This is a genomic window from Neobacillus rhizophilus, from assembly GCF_018343535.1.
Classification (GTDB): Bacteria; Bacillota; Bacilli; order Bacillales; family Cytobacillaceae; genus Neobacillus; species Neobacillus rhizophilus.
This window is the reverse complement of the sequence record NZ_JAGYPF010000004.1, coordinates 19245-44032: the sequence shown is the minus strand read 5'-3', so window position 1 is coordinate 44032 and position 24788 is coordinate 19245. Positions and strand designations below refer to the sequence as shown.

24 protein-coding genes and 1 riboswitch are annotated in these 24788 nt (G+C 40.8%); of the genes, 3 read left to right on the top strand and 21 right to left on the bottom strand.

What is annotated here, in order from left to right:
* Window positions 1-138 precede the first annotated feature (138 nt).
* From KHA99_RS18430 to KHA99_RS18415, 4 genes are all read right to left on the bottom strand, one after another.
* Window positions 139-1014 carry an IS3 family transposase gene (locus KHA99_RS18430; RefSeq protein WP_307852136.1) on the bottom strand — a complete coding sequence of 292 codons (876 nt, stop codon included), beginning with the start codon at window positions 1012-1014 and terminating at the stop codon, window positions 139-141.
* Between the two features lie 11 nt (window positions 1015-1025).
* The gene (locus KHA99_RS18425; protein ID WP_213118966.1) at window positions 1026-1319 is read right to left on the bottom strand and encodes a transposase; all 294 of its coding nucleotides are present in this window, start codon (window positions 1317-1319) and stop codon (window positions 1026-1028) included.
* Between the two features lie 266 nt (window positions 1320-1585).
* A complete protein-coding gene (locus KHA99_RS18420) occupies window positions 1586-2317 on the bottom strand; it encodes a gamma-glutamyl-gamma-aminobutyrate hydrolase family protein (RefSeq protein ID WP_213118965.1) in 732 nt (243 codons plus the stop codon).
* A gap of 172 nt (window positions 2318-2489) precedes the next feature.
* Complete coding sequence (locus KHA99_RS18415) at window positions 2490-2792, bottom strand: EthD family reductase (protein WP_213118964.1); 303 nt, start codon at window positions 2790-2792, stop codon at window positions 2490-2492.
* A gap of 182 nt (window positions 2793-2974) precedes the next feature.
* Between KHA99_RS18415 and KHA99_RS18410 the strand changes: the two genes are divergently transcribed.
* Window positions 2975-4207, top strand: a complete 1233-nt coding sequence (locus tag KHA99_RS18410) for an NAD(P)/FAD-dependent oxidoreductase (protein ID WP_213118963.1) — start codon at window positions 2975-2977, stop codon at window positions 4205-4207.
* 92 nt (window positions 4208-4299) lie between these two features.
* Here the strand turns inward: KHA99_RS18410 and argH are convergent, their stop codons facing one another.
* The 4 genes from argH to KHA99_RS18390 all read right to left on the bottom strand — a co-directional run bounded on the left by argH (window position 4300) and on the right by KHA99_RS18390 (window position 7904).
* Window positions 4300-5790 (bottom strand): argininosuccinate lyase, encoded by a 1491-nt coding sequence (gene argH / locus KHA99_RS18405; RefSeq protein WP_213118962.1) that lies wholly within the window; start codon window positions 5788-5790, stop codon window positions 4300-4302.
* Window positions 5791-5933: 143 nt separating this feature from the next.
* The gene (locus tag KHA99_RS18400; RefSeq protein ID WP_307852096.1) at window positions 5934-6209 is read right to left on the bottom strand and encodes a TetR-like C-terminal domain-containing protein; all 276 of its coding nucleotides are present in this window, start codon (window positions 6207-6209) and stop codon (window positions 5934-5936) included.
* A 261-nt stretch (window positions 6210-6470) separates the two neighbouring features.
* Complete coding sequence (locus KHA99_RS18395; protein WP_213118961.1) at window positions 6471-7616, bottom strand: DUF3800 domain-containing protein; 1146 nt, start codon at window positions 7614-7616, stop codon at window positions 6471-6473.
* Window positions 7617-7730: 114 nt separating this feature from the next.
* Complete coding sequence (locus KHA99_RS18390) at window positions 7731-7904, bottom strand: hypothetical protein (protein WP_213118960.1); 174 nt, start codon at window positions 7902-7904, stop codon at window positions 7731-7733.
* 105 nt (window positions 7905-8009) lie between these two features.
* On the opposite strand from KHA99_RS18390, the gene KHA99_RS18385 reads away from it, so the two are divergent.
* Complete coding sequence (locus tag KHA99_RS18385; protein ID WP_213118959.1) at window positions 8010-9074, top strand: sulfite oxidase; 1065 nt, start codon at window positions 8010-8012, stop codon at window positions 9072-9074.
* Window positions 9075-9128: 54 nt separating this feature from the next.
* Here KHA99_RS18385 and KHA99_RS18380 read toward each other — a convergent pair whose 3' ends face one another.
* Window positions 9129-10415, bottom strand: coding sequence for a Zn-dependent hydrolase (locus tag KHA99_RS18380; RefSeq protein WP_213118958.1), 1287 nt, complete (start codon window positions 10413-10415; stop codon window positions 9129-9131).
* A gap of 529 nt (window positions 10416-10944) precedes the next feature.
* Here KHA99_RS18380 and KHA99_RS18375 point away from each other — a divergent pair.
* Window positions 10945-12267, top strand: coding sequence for a M14 family zinc carboxypeptidase (locus KHA99_RS18375; RefSeq protein WP_213118957.1), 1323 nt, complete (start codon window positions 10945-10947; stop codon window positions 12265-12267).
* Between the two features lie 138 nt (window positions 12268-12405).
* Here KHA99_RS18375 and KHA99_RS18370 read toward each other — a convergent pair whose 3' ends face one another.
* The 12 genes from KHA99_RS18370 to KHA99_RS18315 all read right to left on the bottom strand — a co-directional run bounded on the left by KHA99_RS18370 (window position 12406) and on the right by KHA99_RS18315 (window position 24666).
* Complete coding sequence (locus tag KHA99_RS18370) at window positions 12406-13332, bottom strand: DMT family transporter (RefSeq protein WP_213118956.1); 927 nt, start codon at window positions 13330-13332, stop codon at window positions 12406-12408.
* 185 nt (window positions 13333-13517) lie between these two features.
* On the bottom strand, window positions 13518-15227 hold the full coding sequence (locus KHA99_RS18365) for a bifunctional metallophosphatase/5'-nucleotidase (protein WP_213118955.1): 1710 nt from the start codon (window positions 15225-15227) through the stop codon (window positions 13518-13520).
* A gap of 159 nt (window positions 15228-15386) precedes the next feature.
* The gene (locus tag KHA99_RS18360; RefSeq protein WP_213118954.1) at window positions 15387-15842 is read right to left on the bottom strand and encodes a flavodoxin domain-containing protein; all 456 of its coding nucleotides are present in this window, start codon (window positions 15840-15842) and stop codon (window positions 15387-15389) included.
* Window positions 15839-16876: a ribonucleotide-diphosphate reductase subunit beta gene (locus KHA99_RS18355; protein ID WP_213118953.1), complete on the bottom strand. Its 1038-nt coding sequence runs from the start codon at window positions 16874-16876 to the stop codon at window positions 15839-15841. The genes KHA99_RS18360 and KHA99_RS18355 overlap by 4 nt, the downstream gene beginning before the upstream one ends.
* An 11-nt stretch (window positions 16877-16887) precedes the next feature.
* On the bottom strand, window positions 16888-19176 hold the full coding sequence (locus tag KHA99_RS18350) for a ribonucleoside-diphosphate reductase subunit alpha (protein WP_213118952.1): 2289 nt from the start codon (window positions 19174-19176) through the stop codon (window positions 16888-16890).
* 136 nt (window positions 19177-19312) lie between these two features.
* Window positions 19313-19513: riboswitch (cobalamin riboswitch) on the bottom strand.
* A gap of 86 nt (window positions 19514-19599) precedes the next feature.
* Complete coding sequence (locus tag KHA99_RS18345; RefSeq protein ID WP_213118951.1) at window positions 19600-20052, bottom strand: OsmC family protein; 453 nt, start codon at window positions 20050-20052, stop codon at window positions 19600-19602.
* A 278-nt stretch (window positions 20053-20330) separates the two neighbouring features.
* Window positions 20331-20864, bottom strand: a complete 534-nt coding sequence (locus KHA99_RS18340; RefSeq protein ID WP_213118950.1) for a cysteine hydrolase family protein — start codon at window positions 20862-20864, stop codon at window positions 20331-20333.
* A 239-nt stretch (window positions 20865-21103) separates the two neighbouring features.
* Entirely contained in the window at window positions 21104-22105 is a 1002-nt protein-coding gene (locus KHA99_RS18335) for an LLM class flavin-dependent oxidoreductase (RefSeq protein WP_213118949.1), read from the bottom strand.
* A gap of 126 nt (window positions 22106-22231) precedes the next feature.
* Complete coding sequence (locus KHA99_RS18330; RefSeq protein ID WP_213118948.1) at window positions 22232-22375, bottom strand: hypothetical protein; 144 nt, start codon at window positions 22373-22375, stop codon at window positions 22232-22234.
* 38 nt (window positions 22376-22413) lie between these two features.
* Complete coding sequence (locus KHA99_RS18325) at window positions 22414-22551, bottom strand: hypothetical protein (protein WP_213118947.1); 138 nt, start codon at window positions 22549-22551, stop codon at window positions 22414-22416.
* Window positions 22552-22660: 109 nt separating this feature from the next.
* Window positions 22661-23560, bottom strand: a complete 900-nt coding sequence (purU, locus tag KHA99_RS18320; protein ID WP_213118946.1) for a formyltetrahydrofolate deformylase — start codon at window positions 23558-23560, stop codon at window positions 22661-22663.
* A gap of 128 nt (window positions 23561-23688) precedes the next feature.
* On the bottom strand, window positions 23689-24666 hold the full coding sequence (locus KHA99_RS18315; RefSeq protein ID WP_213119742.1) for a Rieske 2Fe-2S domain-containing protein: 978 nt from the start codon (window positions 24664-24666) through the stop codon (window positions 23689-23691).
* Between the last annotated feature and the right edge of the window lie 122 nt (window positions 24667-24788).

Below are 24788 nucleotides of genomic sequence, written 5' to 3'. Positions count from 1 at the left end.
TGGTCTTCTGTCAAGAAAGTGGACAGTAAAATTTGAGACTTTTAGAAATAAAACTACTACCGCACTTCGTTTGGTACGGTATTAGAAATGATCAGTCGAAAAGCATGACTGCTCATTTCCTAACACCAAATGGCTATATTATGAGGTATATGCAACTTCATCTTGCCGGTGGTTTCTCTCAAATTGATTCGGTGATTTGTGCCCTAAAGTAGAGTGTTTACGCTTTTCATTATAAAAACTACTAATATAATGATTAATAGCTTTTACGGCTTCAGCCCTGGTCTTAAAGCGTCTTCTGTAGATCAAATCTTTCTTGATCGTGGCATGAAAAGACTCAATACATGCATTGTCGTAAGGATCGCCCCTCCTGCTCATACTGATATGCATGTTTTTCCCTTTCAGGATGTCGATATAATCATTTGAACAATACTGGGACCCACGGTCCGAATGATGGATTAACCCTTCACTAGGCTGCCTTGTAACAATCGCCATATTCAATGCTTGTATGGATAGCTCTTTTTTCATATGTGAAGCCATACTCCAGCCTACGATTTTTCTTGAGAATAGATCCATAACGGATGATAAATAAACCCAGCCCTCAATCGTCCAAATGTACGTAATGTCAGTTACCCATGCTCGGTTGGGCTCTTCAACATTAAATTGGCGATTAAGCAGGTTAGGATAGATGTGTAAATCATGATTGGAATTAGTGGTAACGACAAACTTTTCTTTTGGTGTAGCTGTTAAACCCATCTCTTTCATCATACGGGCAACCGTCTTTTGAGAAATGGTATAACCCCACTCCACCAAGTCGGCATGGACCCTGGGACTCCCATACGTACCAAAGCTCTCGTGAAATGATTTACTTATTTTTTGCTTGATTTCTTTACGGTAAGCATCTTTCTCAGATTGAGGTTTATTCTGGATCCTTAGCCATTTATAATAGCCACTTGATGATACTTTCAGAACTTTGCACATCTTCGCCACGGCGTGCTCATCAGAGTGGGCTTGAATGAAGATATATATTACGCTTGGTTTTTCGTGAAGATGTGCATGGCCTTTTTTAGGATTTCGTTTTCCTCTTTCAATTTTTGTATCTCTTTTTCGTGTTGCTTTTTCAGTTTTTCAAGTTCTGTGGGTGTAAGATAGTTTTCTCCAGGTTTCCCAAGGGTTGTTTTCGCCCTGTAAGCTGCCACCCATCGACTAACAGTTTTAGGGGAGAGCTCGAGCTCAAAAGCTACCTGGGAGGCTTTTCTCCCCTCCTCAACGATTAACTTTGCAACATACTCTTTATACTCTTGAGAATGATGTTGACCCATGTGAACACGTCCTTTTAAATGATGATTGTATTATAAACTAAATCTCATTTTTACGTGTCCACTTTTTAGACTAACCTCATTAGAACCCTTCTATTGGACATTTTGGCGACTGCCACCCCTCGTTTTGTCTTTTAAAAGCCTTCTATAAAGCGTCAGAATCAAAGTCCAAAGCACAGTCTGAATCCGAACAAATGGGGTTGTTTTAAAAATTACAAATAGGGTGCCAACAAATGACACCCTTATTTTGCATTTGTGGTTATAATTCCTTACAAAACCGGCACCTTCGAACAGCTTTTAATGAACTCCACAAATAAATTATTCATCACTGAATCGGTACTCGCCATAGATTCCGGATGCCACTGTACTCCTAAAGTAAATGTGGTTGGATGAATATACTCTACTGCTTCAATAATTCCGTCAGATGCCGTCGCAACCACACGTAAATCGGCAGCGACCGTATCCAAAGCTTGATGATGAAGGCTATTAACTCTTACCCGTTCAGAACCAATCATATCAAATAATTTACTATTATTTGAGATATTCACCCAATGACTATCCCTGCTCCTATCAATCTTTTGCGTATGTTGAATTGGCTCTTTGACTTGACTCGGGATATCCTGTATTAATGTTCCACCTAAGGCTACATTTAATATTTGGACTCCTCGGCAAATTGCAAGCAGTGGAATATTATTCTCTATTGCATATTTTGCAATGGCTATTTCAGTCAAATCCCGTTCTGGAGTGGTCGGCCCTAAACGGCGATGAGGGTCTTGTCCATAATACTTTGGATCGACGTCCTCTCCACCGCTAAGGACGATTCCATCACATAGTCCTAGAGTTTCAACAGCCAATTCAGGATTTATAAAAGGAAGTACAATCGGGATTCCTCCATTTGCCGCTATGCTTTTATGATAATCATGATGTACATAAACACCTTCCATATATTCGTTGTGGTTAACGTAGGCACCTGTTATGCCGATAATTGGTTTCTTATGCATTTTCATCCCCCTCGTATGTAGCAACACTAAAAACCACCATTTTTTCAAATGATGGCATTATTCAAAATATATCATAAAAAAGTTTTAAAGAAACTAGAAAAAGATTCATATTAAACTTCTACTAATAGACTTTTATTGCTATCCGCAAAACGTAACTGATTTTCCAATGAAGCTATTCCACAATCGTAATAATTGGTGGTTTTTTTAAGAATCTCATTAAATTCGGTCCATCTTCTTCAGCCGCCTTTGCCTCAGGACTGGCCAATGCTTGTGTTAATGTGTCTACACTCTCAAACTCAAGCTCAGTAATTAAATACAAATTTAAATCAGTATTTTGAGTCTGCAGGACGTAGCGAACCGATTCCCGCAAAATGTTAGGAATCTTCTTTCCTAATGGAACATGAACATTAAAATAATGTTGATCAAATGCTTCCTTATCAATCGGTTGTTCATACATAATAATCATTTTGGCCATAAAAACTCCCCCTTATATATTGCAAGGTCAATATATTTCGGTTTTTCTCTTAAAATACCTTTTTTGATATGAATAAATGCCCGAATGAAAATAATCGTAATTTTTTAAATAATAGTTCCATAATCTTAGTTTAGTTACCATTGGTTGATTTTCAGACTAAAAATTCAATTCGGGGTGATAGAATGGATAAAAAGTTTGACGTAATTATTACTGGAGCAAGATGTGCAGGCTCCTCTTTAGCTATTTATCTAGCAAAGGAAGGTTTTCAAGTATTGTTAATTGATCGGTCTTCTTTCCCTAGTGATACTCTATCCACTCATACCTTTTTCAATAATACCACCGCGCTTTTCCGCGAAATGGGTGTGCTTGAAAAGTTATTGGAAACCAATGCGCCTCCGGTTAAAGATATAAAGTTTCAGTTCGAGGATACCACGATTGAAGGGAAAATACCTGAAGTTCTTGGAGAGGAAAATTGTTATTGTATAAGGAGAACATTTCTGGATCATACTCTCTTTGAACACGCTAAATCTCTAAAGGGCGTGACTGTTTTAGAAGGATTTCGGGTAACGGACATCATCCTCCAAAATGGAGCAATAGTTGGTATCAAAGGGACTGATTCTAATGGCCTTGATCAAGAATTTATTGCCGATATCATTGTTGGTGCCGATGGAAGAAACTCAACCATCCGCAGGCTTACTGACAGCAAGCAGAAATTGCGTGTGCCCGCAAAAGTAGGCATTTATTATGGGTATTTCAGAAACTTTAACAACGATCTTGTACCGAAATTTGAAGTCCACAAGGTAAAAGACAACACGGCGATTCTCTTTCCTACAAATGATGACCTATGTACCGTTGTTGGAATATTCCCATTAGACAACAAAGCTTTCATTCAGAACTTGAAGAATAAACCGGAAGAAAGTCTTCGCAGCCTATTAACGGAAGGTTTTCCAAACACCACTATCGGTTCCCGGCTGAAGCAGGCCACCCTTGTTGAACCGATTAAAGGGATTCTAGGCTATGAAAACTTCTGGTATACCGGGATGGGAAATGGCTGGGCGCTGGTTGGGGATGCGGTTTGTTTTAAAGACCCAAGCATGGCACAAGGGATCCATGATGCGGTATATGGCGCAAAAATACTTTCTGGAATTCTAGTAAAATATAAAAATAAATATCAACAATGGCCAATAATATCTGAGGAGTATCAAAAGTCACTGGAAGATGAGTTTATGGTCCGTTTTTATATGGGCTGCGAAATATCCAAAAATGAACGGATTTCTGAGCAGCAAGACGCTATCAATAAGCTGATTAGCGCTCACCCTAAAGCTGTTGAGAAATTTCTAGGAATCTACAACTATGCAAACGAACCGGCTGATTTGGAAAAAGAACTAATGGGCATTATGGGTGAAAATACTTAATCATCAAAAAAGAGATTTATTACTTCGGAAAATTATTAATAGGGCGAATTGCAGCCCCCTAATTAATCATTGGGGGCCTGCTCTCTTGATATTTATACTAAAAATCCCCTTAACTGTTTCTGTTTTCTGGACAATTCGTCAACGATTTGTTCGTACTCATGTAACCTCGTTCCTAGACTTTGCTTTCTCTCGACAATCATTCTCCTCACCTCATCTGGATTCGGTCCCCCATGAATGCTTCTTATCCTAACAAAATACTCTGGAGAAATAATGTTTTTCCATTCATCCTCAGTAAGGGATACATCGACGAATTCTTGCAGCATCGAGTTAATCTCATCAATCTTCCAATCATTTAATTCTTTTTGTCCCTTACATGTTTTATTGGCAATTGCGCTTGCAACCGAATGCGCCTTCCTGAAGGAGATATTATATTTCCTCGTTAATGTATCGGCCAGCTCCGTAATCGTGATGCAGGATTTTTCGGACATTTCCTTTAAATGACTCTTATTAACTTGAAGTGTCAATATCACAGCATACATCAGCTTCATCACGCGGTTAGCTTTCGAAAAGGCCTTGTATAAATGCGGCTGCAGATCATCCTCTGTATCAACGATATCCCCAAATGGCGTATTGTGAATCATTTGGATGGCGGCCAACGCCTCACCAACAGAGCTGCTAGCAAGCGACCGTGAATGTTCAACTGATACCGGATTCCGCTTCTGAGGCATAATGCTGCTGACTTGAACATACGGGTCTGCTACCCTAAACGCGCCAAATTCCCTCGTTACATATAATAAGAAATCCTGAATCCATCTACCGGTATTCACCATACAAGTCATGATGGCGGTTGCTGTTTCCAATAAATAATCCGCTCCGGCGATGGAATCATAAGAATTCTCAATAACTCTATCAAACCCCAACAGCTCTGCCGTCCGCGTCCGGCTGATGGGAAAGCCCGTCGTGGCTAATGCCGCCGCTCCAAGCGGTGATTGGTTTACTGTTTCAAAGGCAGACCATAATCTCTTTAAATCCCGCTGTAAGACATCATATATTGCCAAAAAATAATGCCCTAACGTCGTTGGCTGTGCTGGCTGTGTATGCGTATAGGCCGTCATATAGGTTTCCGCATGACGCTCCGATTGCTCCAATATTGCTTCACTCAATCGATACCCATTCCCTATCAGCTGTAAAAGATGCTTCCTCAGCACCAAACGGTACATGGCTACCCCCATGTCATTTCTGCTTCGGCCGATATGGATTTTCCCTGCCAGATCATTCCCGATCTCCTCTCCAATTTTTGCCTCCATCATGAAAAATAAATCTTCATATTGAGGGTCATATGGAATTTCCGTAATATCCGTTTTTGCAACTTTTTCAATTCCCACCAGCATGATTTTGGCTTCGTCCCTTTTGATAATTTGCTGTTCCGAAAGCATAATCACATGTGCACGATGAATATCAAACATTGCCTCAAATAAAAAATCTCTTTGGTCATAAAATATTGGCTTTAACAGCTCTTCGATGTAGGTTTTACCCGGAAATGAAGTCCCTTCATTCTTGAGAAATTCATGATGCTTGTTCATATAGTCCACTCCGATTTTTTGGCTTTGATGGTCGAATCTTTTTCCACCAAACTGTCCCTGCAATACATATATACGGGATTTATTTTCTGACAGTGACATCTGATTACTTTATTGACATAAAAAACCGGAGCAAAAGTTGTTCATCACTTGTACATTAGAGAAATTTGGTTAGCAATATATTCAGAGCTATAATGAATTCCATCCTTAATCCACCAGATAATAATCCCCATTAATGAAGCTGTCAGGATATCAATTGAAACATAACTTTTCGGTAACTCTTTTTGTTTGTTGTTTCTTCTAGTTTCTATGAGGTTTTTTATAAGATTGAATAAATTGGTTTCAATACTTTTATTTTCAAATAAAATCGAAAAAAATTTCCGATTTTCATAGATGTAGTCAAAAAATCGAGCGAATGGCACGCGGATCTTCTTTTTTTGGACTAGACATTTTAAACTCCTTTATCGATTATAAATGCTTTCTTCAACAGATTGCCTTCAAATGTGAGGAAAAGTGCTGTAAAAATAGAAACCGCATCATCTGAATTAGCAAAGGAAAGTTAGATTGAATATAAGAAATGGCTTTACCAATAAAAAATGACTATCAAAATATCAATGATAGTCATTTTTCGTTACATATTTAATTTGCGATAGGTGACGGTAACCGTCCATTAAAAAGGTTTTTTATTGAGCCTTTAATTTTTCCATTTCAATTATTTTTTTCAGGTATCCATATTCCTTTGGGTCGAGAATGTCAATCTCCTGATTTGTCGCGAGGAGAATCTGGTCTCGGCACTTTGAAATTCGTTGAAGCATTGGGTATATAGTCAAACTTGATAGATTTACAAAATCATATAAGTCGTTTAAGCAAACGGGTAATTTATAGCCTTTATTGCTGCTGGAGATTAACAACCCGCTATCGCGCAGTTTCGAAACAATGTTGGAACGGAAATAATGCTGATTCATTTTCACATCTCGAATGGCATTCAAATTATCGAGAATTTCTTGAGTATAGACGTATTCATCGGGATTTTCCTTCAAATTGAATAAAAGGAACTTTAAAAAATCGATTCGGAGCCTTTCGTCCTCTTCCTCACTTTTGCGATGATTTTCGATATATTGATAGGAGGAATTGACGGCTTGTTTGATGATTACTTCGTTGTATCGGGAGTCGGCGGGGTCTGTTTTGTAATCATAAAGAAAATGTCGGTAATCCAAAGGCAGTAGATTAATTGCGGCAATTTTATGTTTAATCATTTTTAACAATGAATGGGAATGGACGGAATACGAACTACGGTCGTAGCTTGTGCCCAACGTCTCCGCCATTAAGCCGGCCAATTGAAGCAGGATATCAGACTGGCTGTTATTGAACCCAAAAGAAGAATAATTAAATAAATCTGGAATACTCCTTGTCATGATGTATTTTTTAAATTCCTGCAAAAATTTCTTCCCCTCAGCTTCATCCGCCACAAGATCAAGCTGATCAAAGGTTCTATTTAAGTCCTCATATACCATCCGATTTACATATTTAATAAAAGGTGTTTGATGCATGATGCCGCTGTCTTCTCTTACCTTCCGCTTATCAATGACGTACGCATATATGCTAAAAGGCAAATCCTTAATATCCTGCAAAAGCTTGGATCTTTGGGCATCATCCATAGGCGCTGCTTCTGACGGAAAATAGTTCTGAAGCTGTCGTTCTAAGTTTTCTTTTTCAGATTCTTTAACAAGTATGGATACGATGATAAAGTGGGTCGAATAGTCGTGGTTGTCAAAATTAAATCCATAATTTCCAAATTCATCAAGAAACGCAAATTGTAACTCGTTCAACTTTCCCACCTCACCATATAAAGGAATTTACCTAATTATTTCAACAAAACGTTTGGAAACCCTTTAAAAAGTTATCTTTTTCCTTAGCAAAAAAATAAAGCAGGAATACCCGCTTTATTCTGCAAATAATATTTTGATTTCGTTTTCCGCTTCGACCATTCTTCCGTATTTGTAGCCTTCGATCAAAAGATGTTTTTCATGGGCATCCAGGGACCGGCACCATTTTGTTTCAAGGTACATAATGACTTCGTTGTACAGTATGTATGGGTATTCACATGGTTCATTCATAAACGTTCACCCCTTCCTAAAAAATCTCCTCATTCTAAGTTTTGACCGTTTAGTGATTTAAAAGACTTAATTTCTAATATAAATAAATGAGAAAGGAGTGATTTTTTGAATCCCAATGATCCTTTTATAAAAATAAAACCATACCTAACAACACATAGTTTATTTCCCGAAAATCAGGAGGCACCGATCCATTTTCTTGAAAACAGTGAAACCCCAACCGGATTAACCTATCGAAGAAATCACTTTCCATTTCCTGCCCTTTCCACCAAATCGTACTATCTAACCATCACAGGCTCAGTGAAAAATCCCATTTCCATCCCATACAATCAAATCATTACAATGCCATCTCGGACAGTAACTTCTGTCCTGGAGTGTTCAGGAAACAAACGAGCCCACTTCGAACCAAAAGTGTTTGGGGAGCAATGGAATGATGGGGCTATTAGTCAAGGAACATGGAAAGGGGTGCCCCTTTTCTATCTGCTGCAGATTGCCGGGATACAAGATAGTGCCCGTGAAGTGGTCTTTGAGGGTAATGATTCTGGAGTCAAGAAAGGTCAGCACGTTCATTTCGCAAGAAGCCTTCCGCTCAAAAAAGCAATGGAACATGATTGTATAGTCGCCTGGGAACATAACCATAAACCGATCAGCTCAAAACATGGTTTTCCTTTTCGTTTAATCGTTCCTGGCTGGTACGGAATGGCGTCAGTCAAGTGGTTAAAGACCATTCGTGTGGTGGACCATCCATTTACCGGGCCATTCCAGACTGATGATTATGTTTATTATCCCCACAAAAACAATAATGAAGAGGCCGTCCCTGTGACAGTGAGCCATGTCAATTCGATTATTCAGCAGCCGCGTGACCGGCAAATCTTGCAGTCTGGCCAGCATGAAATAAAGGGTCTAGCTTGGACTGGCGAAGGTGTGGTTACATTCGTTGAAGTCAGTTTGGATGATAGTGAAACATGGAAGCCGGCCAATCTCCATGGCCAGCCCCTTCAATATCAATGGATTATGTGGTCATATTCTTTTTTATTTGAAAAAAATCGAGAATACTCCATCAAGGTCCGAGCCTATGATTCAAACGGCCATTTCCAACCTGAGATAGCTTTCTGGAACTGGAAGGGATATGGGTACAATGCGGTGTCACAGATAAAAATAAAGATAGAATAATGCTTCATAGGGACGGTTCTTCTGCTTCAGAAACAAAAGAACCGTCCCAGCGTTTCACAAGCTTTCAATAAAGCTTTTTAGTACATGTACTGATATTACGCAATCGTTTAGGGAGGACCATTCTTTTGGATTGTGGCTGATTCCGTCCTTGCTTCTTACAAAAATCATGCCGACTGGGATCTCCTCTCCTAAAACCATCGAATCATGTCCGGCACCGCTTGGTAATCTCATTTGCTCAATTTGATTTTCTAGAAATGCTTTTTCCAGCTTCTTTTGAATACTTTCATCAATCGGTACAGGCTTGACAGAAGTGTTTACCTTAATCGATACCTCCATCCCTCGTGTTTGAGCAATGGAATTTGCTTTTTCCGTAACAAGCGAGACGAGTTCATCACGGGTATTCTCATAAATATCCCGGATATCAGCAAACAAGGAGACCTCTCCTGGGATGACGTTTACCCCATTTGGATGAACAGAAAGCTTACCAACCGTTGCAACAGCAGTAGAGCTTACTTTTTCGGGTAATGTCTCCACCGCAACCACAAATTCACCTGCAGCAACTAGCGCGTCCTTCCGGTCATTCATCGGTGTATTTCCGGCGTGGCCCGCTTTACCTGAAAAAATAATTTCTAGCCAGCACGGCCCGGCTATTCCGCTAACAATGCCAACAGGGAGCCCCGCCTTTTCAAGTCGCTTTCCTTGTTCAATATGTACCTCAACAAATAATCCAATGTCCTTCTTGTGGCTTGAAGCCTTTTTCAAGTCGTCGAGACTTGTCCCGTATTTTTCAAGTACCTCTTCAAATGAATCCCCATTAAAATCAGTCAATTGAAGCTGTTTTTCGAGATCAATCGTTCCCATCAAGCTCATACTTCCTGTTAAACTGCCATTAAACCGAGCTCCCTCTTCATCTGAAAAAATGACAACTTCAAATGGACGCTGCGGACGATATCCCGTGTACTTCCACGCCTCAACCACCTCAAGAGCAGCTAATACGCCCAGTGGGCCGTCAAAATTCCCGCCATTAGGTACACTATCAACATGGGAACCTGAAGCAACTGCTGGTATAGAATCGGCTAATCCCGATAACCTTCCGAATACATTGCCTGCCCCGTCCTCCCAAACCTTTAAACCGGCGTCTTTCATCCATACTTTCACTTGTTCTTTTGCTAGCTTTTCCTCTGCCGAAAAACCAGGGCGATTGACGCCACCGTCAGCAGTAGCACCAATTTCCGAAAGCATGGCCAATCTATGCCCTAATCGTTCCCCATTTACACCCGAGTGATTAAGCGCGGAATCATAGTCTTTTAAAAGTTTTGATATAAGGTTTTCTTTTGACATACAAACCCTCCTATACATATTTCTTATTGGTCCCCACTATCTTCCTAGGGTTTCCTTTACATCGTTAAGCGTTGGAAGAGGTGCCATAGCACCCTTTTTGAAAACAGCTAATCCTCCGGAGGGACTTCCAAATATCCCAATCACAATATCCACTTTATGTATAACTCTCTTAAATTTTACCAAAATTTTTGTGGATATGATAAACAATAAAAAAAGACCTAAACGGTCGATGGGAAGGACAAACTCCTCATGATGGCTCATTTTGAGTCTTGCCTGATCTAATCAGTAACACCCTAAAATATGCATTTTTTAAAATAAGGCAAAACTCCTATCCTTCACCTAACAAAACATAGTTCGATAGAATCCCTCTATTATTTTATTTAGAACAAAAGATTCAATTTTCCAAATTTACTAACTTTTTCCTAAACTTCCAGTTCATTTTCTATTATTATCTTATTAGAGTCCCGAAAGATTTGTTAAATATAAATGAAAAATCCGGGATTACATAATTATTAGGGGGAAGTGTTGAATGAGAAAATTTACAAAGTTGGTCGTTCCGACTGCAATGGCTCTTACCATGGCGGTGTCTTCTACCGCCCTTGCAGAGCCGCAATCCAATCCAAACGGACCATATGTTGAAAATGAGCAAAACATCTCACTCTCAAGTTACATGTCCAATGAAGAACTGGCAAAAACTCTTCAAAAATTGGAAGCATCCTCGAAAGGAAAAATGAAGCTGGAAATTGCCGGATACTCCAATTTGGCACCAGATGGCTACCAAACAGAGACTGAAAAAGGCTATCCATTGTATGTGGTGAAATTTGGGGACTCAGACCCAAGTAAGAAACGAATTCTTATCACCACGCAAATTCACGGCAACGAACAAATCGGAACCGAAGCAGCGATTGATATTATCCAAAGACTATCAAGCAACGCCAAGGAAGTAAATGAAATACTAGATAAGGTCTCCATTTGGATTATGCCACGGATCAACCCGGAAGGTGCCGATAACCAATTTGAAGGAAAATGGTATCCGACCCGCTACACCCATCAAACGTGGCTCCCAGAAAAAATAGGCCTGCCATCCGATACAAAAGCACCTTGGTACTACAATGCTCTAGGCAGTGAACGGGCCCAGAATAATAATGGTACAGTAGTATACGGTATTCCAGGTTATGATCAAAACCGTGACTACAATCCAAATTTAGATTTTAGAGTTGAAAATCAAGACCCGGCCGAGTTCACCAAGTTTTTAAACAGCAAGGCAACAAATAACAGCAACAATGGAGGATTTTTTGTCACCGCTGAGGCCCGAACTGTTTCCTCCGTCTTTAAAGAGTTTAAACCAGATGTATACGTTGATGTTCATCACCGCGGTTTCAATACTGTTTCCGATGAAGATAAGCGTTCCGTTCCGGTGCAAATTGCGGCAGTGGTAGCTGATCCATATACAGATCCTTTCTCAGGGAAACACTATGAAGTGGACGAAGATGTCCTGAAGCTGGGCAAGCAGGTAAATGCCCTTTCTTATCTGGCATTGCAACGTGGCTTTTCCCATTTTGGAGCCATTCAAAAATATCCGGATGTAAACTTGCCTGGAACGGCTCTAGGGGCATTCGCTTTAAATGACACTGCGATTATGTTGATTGAACTTAAAGGCCAGAGCCAAACTCTTGGACAAAAGCAGTCCGGGATGTTGAAGGAAACCGTAAAAGCGCCATTATATGAGGTCTTTAAAGGGCTAGCAGACGGTTCTATAAACAATGTTGACACTAAAATTTATGACGATGTTCCGGAATCCTCGAACAGAATTAGTGACCCAACAACCAGGGATAATGATATGGCGTTCTAATCATTTCTATTAATCTCTGGAAAAATGAGAAAAAACCGCAGATCAGTTCACTGTGAATCTGCGGTTTTTCCTTTTAAAATTAATCCCCAAAAAAGATCATTCTCTATTGTTTACTACCATATTAAAATTACACTATATTTAAATGCCTTTCTTCGAATCAACCGCCATGATTGGTTTGACACTAGGCATGTTGGCGATATAAACCCCCATCAGTACTAATATGCCCCCTAAAATTTGCGACAGCATAATCCGATTCCCCAATATAAAATGCGAAGCAAGAATGGCAACAAACGGCTGAATATTCATGAACATGGAAGCCGTTCCTGCTCCCACCTTAGCCACCCCGCTATTCCACCAAAAACCGGCCATTCCTTGGGCAAATATCGCTGCAAAAATTAGCAACGACCACATGAAGACAGAATGACTGATGGCAGTCCCGCTCACCAATCCTTCCACCCCGGCAGCAGGAATCATCAGGACACTCCCTAAAACAGTTGCGTAAACCGTAACGACAAAAGATGGCATTGTTTGGGATAAACCGCGGATAAATAAAATACTGATCGACAAACAAAGCATTGCTATAAAAATATTAAAATCTCCCCAAGAGATTCCGAGTGTACCTCCGGCAACTCCAATAATTGAAAAAACACCAATCAAACTGATCATAGCCCCTAAAGATTTTTTAGCTGTTAATTTCACCTTAAAAATAATCCGTTCGAGGATAATTGTCGCAATTGGTGCCAGCGAAATGATTAATGACGCATTGGCAGGTGTGGTATGTTTCAGACCGGTAAAATAAAACGTCTGGTTTAAAAGCGTACCAAAAATTCCAACACCAACAAGATATCTCCATTCCGAGGTTGTTGGGCGCTTTATACCCTTATAAAAGAGTGCGACAATGATGAGAAAAAGGGATGTAATGCAAATCCGAACAGTTGATAAGAAAACAGGGGAAAACCCTTGAAGTAAATAAGCGCTAATGGGATAATTACAGCCCCAAAAGACAGAGACTAAAAACAAGCTGATAAAAGCTTTATTTTGGCCGACATTCATAAGGATGTACACGAACCTTTCCAATTTACTATAATCATGTTATCCATTATAGCATGGTGTTTCGTGACACGAAACGTATTTTTATTGCTAGAATTCAATATTTTTACATTAAAAAAGGGAATCTTACCATAAGTAAAATTCCCAACTTTATACCTTAATTGTTCGGTTTTCTGTATAGCCTTCATATTCTCCGGCGATTAATTTGCCAGGTTTACGATGCGTCCTTCCAAACTTGGACTGACTGTTTTTCCTTCTTGGGCGGTAACATATTCAGTAAAGGTTTCCCAGTCTACATATCCCGGCTCGCTGACACGGCCTTCACTGTACGCTTTCGCGAATACGGTAAAACCGTCTCCGCCTTTTGCGGTGAAGGTGTTCGTTGCAACCACGTATGTTTTACTATCAACAAGAGGTACATAATTAACACCATCTTCTTTTACCTCTACTGATTTCACCCTTTGCCCGACTACTTGATTGCTGTTATAGGCAAATTTTATACCGGATACTTGCAGGAACCCGCCAAATGCTTTCGGTGCGTCCTTTACGCTTATTTCCAGAGCCTCTTTAATTTCTGCACCAGTTAATTTCATGATGCCCAGCGAATTTCCAAACGGCATGATTTCGAGAACCTTTGCTAAGGTAATATCCCCTGCCAGCACTGAGGTCCGGATTCCGCCGCCATTTTGGAAAGCAATAACGGTATCCGGATTGATTGTTTTTGCTTTTGCCAGCATACCATCGGTAATCAGGTTACCTAGATTGGTTTCACCAGTTCGTGCAGGCGGATTGCCGCCGATTAAGTCAACGGTTGTTTTTCCAATCACGGTATTTTGCATTTCTACTACAGCTGGTTTGTATTTCGTTTCGAGTATTTGTGCGGCCACCGGATCATTAGGGATGACATAAGCGTTGTTCACTTGTTGATCAAGGTCAATTAGCTTGCCCCCAAAGCTAACAACTTTTCCATTTTTATCAAATTGAACATCCAATGTACCCAAAAATTTGCTGTATTCATTGGCCTGGACAATGACCGTCGGTTCCTTGCCGGCTTCTACCATTACCGGTTGGTCCAGTTTAGTATGGGTATGGCCGCCGACGATGATGTCAATCCCGTCAACTTCCTTTGCTAAAGTGAGGTCGTTATCCCCGCCGCCATCATCGTATCCGATATGAGTCAGCGCTATAATTTTGTTGACGCCTTTTTCTTTGAACGATTTGACTGCTTGTTTTGCTTCTTCTAGATAATTTTGAAAAACCACATCAGGGCCTGGGCTGGAGATGTCCACGGTTTCGGCAGTCGTCAATCCAAAAATCCCAATTCTCTCGCCGTTTACCTTTTTAATTATGCCATTGTAAATTTCCCCATTGTGCTTGGGATTGTTTTTTATTTCATCATTAAAATACCGGTTGATATTTCCATCTTTCTTGAAGTCGACATTGGCGCTGACAAATGGAAATCCCGCCCCTTCCACAAAATTCGCCAAGGTGGCTGTCCCTTTGTCAAATTCATGGTTGCCAAATGTCATCGCGTCATAGCCCGCAAGATTCATAAACTCTAGATCCGCCAGACCCTCATACTTGTTAAAATAAAGTGTCCCGCTAAAAACATCCCCTGCATCCAATAAAAGTGAACTTGGATGTGCTTCGCGCACTTGTTTAATAGCGGTTATCCTTCTTGCAATATTGTCTAAATGTGCATGGGTATCATTGGTGTGCATGATAGTCAACGTATAGCTGCTTTTGTCTTTATTATGTAGAGCAGATTCATAGGAGGCATTAGCTTGTGCTTTTGCCGGCGGTACGGGAAGTTCTTTAGGGGCTGCAAGAGCAGCAGTGGCGGTTGTCATCATGGCGGCGGCAGTTAATACCGAGAAAAACTTGCGGTAAAGCGTTTTTTGAACTTTCATCCAATCCCCTCTTTACATTTAAATTTTCACCTGGTGTATGAATACATACGTCATTTCTATTTTAGCAAATTTTTCTAGGGATTTCCCTCCTTTTGCGGATATGACTGAAATTAAATCCAAAAATGCGAGAACTATTTTTAAATTCTCGCATTTCTTTAGTTACGAACCCAAAGCAATTCTTTGGTTGATTCGTTGCACAATGGCATCCACAAACTTCTTGCATCGCTCTAAGTCCTTTGCCTGCGGAATCACTTCAATTTTAAGAGTGGCCGCCAAGTTAGTCTGAACATAAAGCATATCCCTAAATTCATCAACTGCCCCGCAATATCTTGGGTACCCGCTGTCGCCAGTTCCTGCCGCCCCCGTAATCATGCTGCTGACCTCCAAAGTTTCAAAAGCGCGGTACAGTTCCATCATTTCGTATGGGATTTCCCCATTTCCCCACGTATAGGTTCCAACCACGACTGCATCAAACCCCGCTAATTCCCAAACTGGAAATTGGTCGACACGAAACAGGGCTGTATCTCTATTTTTCTGTAAAAATAAACTCCACAGCAAATAGGCTAACTCCTCCGTATTCCCTGTTTTTGATGCATAGACGATGGCTATTTTCATAACTCATCGAACCCATTTGATTGGGTGACCTTAGAATAGGTCCGCGGCTTCTGCTCGAAGAAATCGGATTTTGTTCCGTTCAGCATTTCATCACTAAACACATGAATCCAAGGCATCGGATTGTTCCTTTCCTTATATAAATTCTGCAATCCAAGCTGTCGAAGGCGCTTATTTGCAAGATATTCTGTATATTCCTCATACTCTCTTAAATCGATACCGTCAATTTCCTTTAAGATAAAGGACGCCCATTCCTTTTCCAGTTCAACGGCTTGTCCAATGGTCTGATATACATAATCCAGATTCTCCTGAGTGTACAGCTCTGGATTCTCTGTTAACAAAATCCGTATAAATTGGGCCATGAAGTACGCATGCTGCATTTCATCCCGCTGGATATAGCTAATCATCGTACTGGTTTTCAGCATTTTCTGCTCCCGAGCAAGATGATAGAAAAAGGCAAAGCCCGCATAAAAATAGATCCCCTCGAGGTTAATTGAGTTTACACCTAATTCAAATAAATGTTGCGCTGTGGGCTTTTCGCGAAATCGTTCATATGCATCTAAAATCAGTTGGTTCCGTTTTTGTACAATCTGGTCACTTTTCGCTTGATTAAACCGCTCATTTTGTTCACTTAACGGCACAAGGGAGCTCAGTATATATGAGTAGGATTCATTATGGACCGCCTCCTGTTGGGCAATCACTGCAAAAATCGCTTTAAAGCTGGAATCGGTCACATAATCCATTACTTGTGTCATCGTCGGTGTTTGCAGGCTGTCCAGCGATGCAAGCTGGGTATTGATTCGCAAAAATACATCTTTTTCAATGTCACTAAGCAGGTCCCACTGTTTTATGTCATCCTGCATATTAATCTCTTGCGCCTTCCAAAAATTTGACAATAACGTTTGATACAAATCGTACATCTGCGGATAGGCAATATCGTTCCAATTGAGCAGCCCCGATGACTGCCCGTTGATAATACCTGTTGATTTATTTGGAAACTCCGGGTTCAGCAGTTTTATTTTTTTCAAAAGGTTCATGGTTCCTCCTATCAGCTATGGCAAGCTTCGCATTCCTCGATTTCCGTTTGCGATGTGCTTCTAACATAGTACGTCGTCTTTAAACCCTGCCGCCACGCTTCTAGATGCAGGTTCAACAGTTCTTTCGCCTTGATATCATGCCGGACATAAAGATTAAAGCTAATCGCCTGGTCAATATGGCGAGCGCGGGCAGCATTTTGTTGAATGCTCCACTGCTGATCGAGCTCGTGCCTTGCCCGGCGGTAATAGATATACGTTCGATGGTTCAAATCTGGTGCTGTTACTTTAAATTTAAAGTTTTTCTTTTCCTCCGCGTATTCGACAGAGTAAATTGGGTCAATTCCATCGGTTGAACCACCAATCTTGGCCGTTGATGAATTTGGTGCGATAGCCATTAGCCAGCCATTCCGGAGACCGTATTGTGCGACCTCCCTTTTTAACTCCAGCCACCTATCAGACCGATACTTTTTCCGGACAAAATACTCGCCTGTCTGCCACTCCGAACCAAGGAACTTGCTGTAGGCTCCCTTCTCTCGGGCCAATTCCATTGAGGAACGGATGGTATAATAGGCTATCTCCTCATAAAGCTCATCCGCAAATTCAACGGCCGAATCAGATTCCCAGTGGATCCCCTTCAGCGCTAAAAGATGATGCCAACCAAACGTACCGAGACCGATAGCCCGGAATTTTTGATTCGTCATCTGCGCCTGTCCTACCGAAATGGTATTTAAATCAATGACATTATCCAGCATTCTGACCTGGATACGGACCAAACGCTCCATTACCTTAGCCGGCACCGCTTTTGCTAGATTGATAGATGATAGATTACACACCACGAAATCTCCAGGTTTACGAACAATAACTGCATTTCCATCCTGATCCTGGTATTCGTTAACAATTTTCGTCGCCGACATATTTTGCGTGATTTCCGTACAAAGGTTGCTGCAGAATATCGAGGTGCGGCCCTTTCCTAATAGATGTTTATTAGGATTTTGCCGGTTGACTTCATCCCGATAAAACATATATGGCGTGCCCGTTTCCAATTGCACCATCATGATTCGGGCCATAATATCCATAGCCCTATACGTTTTTCGCGGCAATAAAGGATGGTTAACAGCCTCTTTATATTTCTCCGTAAAGTATCTCCGGTCAATTTCATCGTAAAAATCCTCTAGTCCAAGTGGATTTCCATCGGCATCCTTCCAGCCCATCACCTGCTTCACTTGATGGGGACAAAAGGTATGCCACTCGCCGCTGCTTCTGCCAGTCCCATCGGTCTCTTGCAGTTTTTCCATAAAAAGATCGGGCACGCAGACACCTGTAAAAATATCATGTGCTTTCCGGCGTTCGTCCCCGTTGTTCGTTTTCAAATCCAGGAATCCGTTCATCAAGTCCTTATGGAATAAATCCAAATAAACGGAAATCGCCCCCTGACGCTGCCCTAATTGATCAACACTTACTGCGGTGTCATTAACTAGTTTGATCCATGGTACAACACCAGAGGAATTTCCCTTGAATTTCTTAATATCAGAACCCAGTGCCCGGACTTTTCCAAAGTAAATCCCAATCCCACCGCCATCTTTGCTTAACCTGGCAATATCCCAATTGTTTAAATAGATGCCATCAAGGGAATCGTCCACCGTATCAATGAAGCAGGATGAAAGCTGGCCAAAGCTTTTTCCGGCATTCGCCAAGGTAGGAGTGGCAACGGTCATGTATAAATTGCTCAGTGCCCAGTAGGCTTCCTTTACAAGCTTTAATCGATGGTCCTTGTCCTCATTTTTCATGATTGTCATGGCAATGATCATGAAACGTTCCTGCGGTAGTTCGAAAATGGTTCGATTATGGTCTCGGGCAAGGTAACGGTCTGCCAATAAGAATAACCCTATGTAATTAAATAACTCATCCCGCTCTGGGTTTATATCTGCTGCTAATTCATCCATTTCCTCTTTGGTATATACATTTAATAGGTCACTAGAATAAATCCCTATTCTCGTTAAATGTTGAATTAAGCCGTAAAAATCTCCGTATTTTAATGAAGAATCATACCCTCTGTTTTCCGATGCATTTATATAGAGTTCATACAGATATAACCGGGCAGCGATAAAAGTCCAATCTGGCTGGTCCATAGCAATTTGGTTTACTGCATATAATAACGCCTGCTGATTTGCCTCTTTTTTGGAAATATCAAGTTCCCTAATTTGTTTTTGCAGCTCTGTTGTATCGAGATTATATTTCTCCGAGACCTGCCTAATTGTTTCTAAAACTTCATGTAAATCTGATTTTTCCTGTGTGGTCATGGTTTTCCCCCTAAAAATAAAAAATCCGCTTCGGGGGGATCCGAGCGGATGAAACGAGCAAACAACAAAATAGAAAACGAAACCATGCCTTCTTTTTCTGTCGCCGTCGTTTCCTCTTCTCAATCCCCGAAGAAGTTGAAACATCTTAAGAAAGACAGGTCTCCTGACTTATGCATCACTCTACTCTGAGCCCTTCCCGTATAAGCACCTATTTTCATAAGCCTTCTTATACAGTGGTTTGCTCATTTCGTCAGCATTTACAGTTGCGGGGGCAGTTCCGGCATCACACCGGATTCCCTATTAAGCCGTGTTCGGCGTCTTCCTTTAAGGCTAACACAATATATAGTTTTTAGTTTTGCAAATAAAACAATATATAGAAAAACTAATATCAATATTAGTACAAGCTCATTTTTTGGTCAAGTATTATTTTCCATCAACAACAACATTTGGCTCTACTGAAATATCGATACTTGGCCGTAATGTCTGCGAAATAAAGCAAGCTTTCTCGGCCCGGACTGCAATCTCTAGCAATTTTTCTGGGGAGATCCCCGAGGCACTATTAATATAAAAAACTGGGCGATGGATAATTTGTTTAAACTTCAATTTGCCATCCTCCCTGTCAACTACACCCTCAGAAACAACCTCGAGTTTTTCTACCTCAATTTTTCGATTCCCCAGCATCGCCCCTAGTGTAATCATATAACAATTATTGGAAGAAGAAATAAGCAGCTCCTCTGGATTTGACCCGATTCCTGGACCCTCCATATCCGCCGGTGCCGAAACAGCAATATCCAGACCACCGTTTGTCTGAATATGCCCCTTCCCATTCCGATCTCCATGCCAGCTGCCATTTACTTTAAAGTAAAAACTTTCCATTTTGCAAATACCCCTTTATCATTTTTTATGAACCATCCTTATTAACCTTTCAACAAAATTTTCGAAACCCCTGCAAAAAATGACAAAAAGGAATCTTACATTTTTTAATGTAAAACTCCTCCATTCTTCACTCAATGTGTATGGTGATTATGATGGCGGCGGAACAATTGATTTGAATCCTCTGCCATGATCAAAATACCTAAGCCCATCTCCACAATCCCTACAATCAGAAAAATCGGTAATGTTTAGCGAGACATTCGTCGTAAAAAGTTATTAATTTAAAAGTTAACCTCATCCGCCTTTACAACGGCAATCTGATATTCAGGAGTTTTCACCCCTCTTAGGGTACTATTATGGTGATTTATTATTTGCTCGGCAGGATAAAATCCGTCAACAGTGGTATGACCGTCCTCAACTAATGTAACATCAAAACCTTGTGATATGGCCGCACGGCAAGTCGTATCAATGCAGAATTCCGTTCTCACTCCGACCACAACTAGGTTGGTCACACCTCGATTTTGCAACTCTTCTTGTAATTCCGTTTGATAAAAAGAATCCGCCGCCCGTTTGTGGATTACGATATCCTGTTCGCGCGGAGTGATACCGGGAGCAAACTGCCAAAATTGAGTCCCCCTTTCCAACAAATCTCCCTCCGGACCTTCAAACTGAATATAAACGATCGGGACATTTTCACTTTCTGCTTTAGCAATCATCTTTTGTATCACGGAAACCGTTTCATCCTTTTTATAGGTCCCCCAAATTGGACCTAACTGCACATCGATAACCAATAAAGCTGACTTTCCTGCTCCCATAAGAATTCATTCCCCTTTCGCAATTCTTTTGTCTTTTTTACATCCAACCGATTACTACATTTACATCATTTACCTTAATTTTCACACAAATTTGATAATAAAAAAACCGCAAATATCTCAAAAGAGATTTGCGGTTTTTTTGAGGTGGCTCCCTGAATGGCTTTTGACGACAAGTTACTAAATTTATTGACTGGTTCTGTCCTCATGAACCCTCTAAGAAGACACTTCCCTCCATTTACCTATTTCCCGTCCACAATTTCCTTCAATATCTCATACGATCGTTTTTGTTTTTCCACATCATATATATAAGACACTGCCATAAGTTCATCCACATTATATTTTTCCTGGAATGCTGATAATTGCTCCCGGACGGCCTCTTTACTTCCCAACATCGTCATTCTCGACATGGACATCACCATTTCCTTCTCCATTGGAGTCCAAATTTGATCCATATTTTCAACAGGTGGCTGCAATGGCATGCGGGAACCGCGAACAACGTTTAGGGAAAATTGTCGCATCGTAGTTGATAAGAAACTTGCTTCTTCGTCCGTTTCCGCAGCAACTACGTTTAAACAAACCATCATGTATGGTTTATCCAAATACTCTGACGGCTGGAATCGGCTGCGATATATCGAAATCGCCTCCTCCATAAATCTTGGCGCAAAGTGGGAGGCAAAAACATAAGGCAGACCCAGACTTGCAGCAAGATAAGCAGAATCCGTCGAGGAACCAAGAATATAAATAGGGATATTCGTTCCTGCTCCAGGATATGCCCGCACATAACCTTGCTGGTCTTCTGGTCCAAAATACGTTTGCAACGCTTTAACATCTTCAGGAAACGTAAAGACAGAATCATTTTTCGAACGTCTTAGTGCATTTGCTGTCATCATGTCTGTTCCAGGCGCGCGGCCGAGACCAAGTTCAACCCGCCCCGGATAAATGGTTGCCATTGTTCCAAATTGTTCAGCAACTACCAAAGGGGAGTGATTCGGGAGCATAATCCCGCCTGAGCCCACGCTAATTTCATTTGTATGTTCTAACGTATGTTTTATTAAAATGGCTGTTGCAGAACTAACCAGCGTCGGGGTATTGTGATGTTCGGCAATCCAATAGCGTTTATATCCCATTTTTTCAACTGACTGTGCTAAATCTATCATTTCATCAATCGCTTGTTTCGAATCCTGTCCTTCCCGAATTGGGGCAAGGTTTAATACGGAAACTGGTATATGAATATTTGTCATTATTTATAAGTCCTTTCTTTAAACAGATACACTACTATAGTAACAATGACAGTTTAGGAACAAAAATTAAATGCTTATACAAAAAGAAAAAGGTGCCGAACCATCCCGACACCCTTTACCTTCAAACTAATCGTTATTATTCTTCTGCTGTATTGATACATGCTTTGGAGGTTTCGGATAACCTGTTTTTCCTGAATCGTCTGGACCAGTCAAGGTATTTCTTTGATCCAAAACCTTTCCTGAATACACAATTGGATTCTTATCTGACATCATTTTTCACCTCTATTTTTTATAGGATTCAGGAAAGTTTAAACTTCATTTCCCTTTTCGCCATATTTCATTCTTCTCTCCGCTTCGCTCATCCGGTTTTGCGGCGGTTTGGTTTTATTGAGTGCCTTCTTTAATTCCACCGTTGCATCATTGTTTGTGTTATATTTTTCATCCATGAAAATCACTCCTTTACGTTCTTATTATGAACTGAATTGAAAGCTTCATTCTTCCAGACTAACGCAAAAAAGCCACCTAATCAGGATGGCTTAAAATTATAACTTCGCATTAAAAGACAATCGTCTTATTCTCATGGACAATAACCCGGTCATCTAAATGCCATTTGACCGCACGCGCTAAAACACTCCGCTCGATCGAACGACCGATTTTCTTTAGGTCCTCAACATTCGAACGGTGGTCAACCCGGGCAATATCCTGCTCGATAATTGGCCCCTCGTCCAAATCATTGGTCACATAATGGGAGGTGGCCCCGATTAATTTTACACCGCGGCCATATGCCCGTTCATATGGCCGAGCCCCAATAAAGGCTGGCAGGAACGAATGGTGGATGTTGATAATTTTATTCGGATTCGCGGCCACAAAGTTTGGCGTCAAAATTTGCATATAGCGGGCCAGCACGATGACATCAATGTCATGTTCTTTGAGGAGCTGCAGTTGCTTGGCCTCAACCTCCGCACGAATGTCTTTATTGGCAGGAATATAGTAAAACGGAATATTCAGTCCTTCGACCACATCCCTAGCCTCTTCATGATTACTGATGACAAGAGCGATGTCCGTCAACAAATCACCGCTTTGCCATTCCCATAAGAGTTCAAGCAAACAGTGCAATTCCTTTGACACAAAAATCGCCGTTCTTTTCACTTCAAAAACCGGTCTAAAGCTCCATTCCATTGAAAACTTCGAAGCAATCTCTGCAAATTGCTGTTTCATTTCCTGAGCTTTATCTTTTAAAGTGGGGCATTCAAATTCAATTCTGATGAAAAAACGCCCGCCCTCCGGATTAGTAGAATACTGATTGGACTCAATAATATTGGCATTGTGTGAATATAAAAATTGCGAAATCGCGGCCACAATACCCGGTTGATCCGGACAACTGACTAATAGTCTGCCACGATTTTGATTTTTCTCTTGAAATTGTTCTAGCTGATTTTTAAAAAACGAATTCATGATAGCTACCTCTACCCTCATTTTAATTATTGTGAATTATTATACAATTCAAAGCAGGGTCTTGTCACCATCCAAATAGAAAAAGGCTGCCGAACCATGACTTAAGGTTCGGCAGCCCTTTTCTATTCTTAAGCAGTCCCCAGCACTACGCCAAGGTTCTTTAGATATTGCCGATAGGCAATGCTCATACGGTCACACACAAGTGACAACTCCACTTGCAAATCAAGCGGCAGCTCCTCTGGCTTTTGATTTTCAACAATTGGTTTATCCTGTGCAAAGATCAAATTTTGGAACTGGACGATTTCTTCATCAGATAAACCTGGGTCATAGTTAAAAGAAAGAATTCCATAGGCAATAGATTTATTTTCATCCACTGGCCGAATGGTTAAGAGAATCGTCATTTCTTGATTTGTTTCTCGATCCTTTTTCGTAAACAGTACTGTGAATGGTCGGAGAATCTCATACGTGTAATATACATATTTAGGGATACCTGAACCATCTGGGTCTGGCTGAAAAATAGCAATCTCATCAGAATAGATGCGGTTTTCTTCCCAATGCACCTGGTAATCACCGATTTCCCGGTGGCTGTTATCTCCTAAGTATCCTTCGTGGACAATTGCCAAATGGCCAACATCTAAAAAGTTTTCAATAATCCGCGGCGGCTTTGCTTCTACCTCCTGAGGTCCCCAGATAACATTGCGGTATTCTGCTGCCTCCGCTTGCGGGTAGGAAAAAAGCTCCGGAGTGTTATCGGCAAGATTGATCCAAATGAATCCATACTTCTCGATACAAGCATATTTAATAGCCTTGGCTTTCTTCGGAATAGCACGACCTTCCGGCAATTGTGGAATGGAAACACATTCTCCACCCGTATTATATTCCCATGCATGGTAAGGACACACCAGACAGTCATTTTTCACTTCGCCAAGTGAAAGAGCTGCACCCCTGTGGATGCAAAGGTCTTTAAATGCATGAACGCCTTCACTTGTCCGAAATACGGCAATTCGTTCGCCCATTAACATAATTTGAATCGGCTTCTCCCCTACATCACTTGAACGGCAAGCGACCAGCCAATCTTCCTGCAATACCTTATCAGTTACCAAAATTATATTCCTCCTGTCTTTCAACTTACCTTAATTCTATAAACTCCAAACAAAAAGGTCAACCAAAACACGAATAAAAATTTCATTACTTTAAAAAACGTTCGTATTTATTGTGTACAATTTGT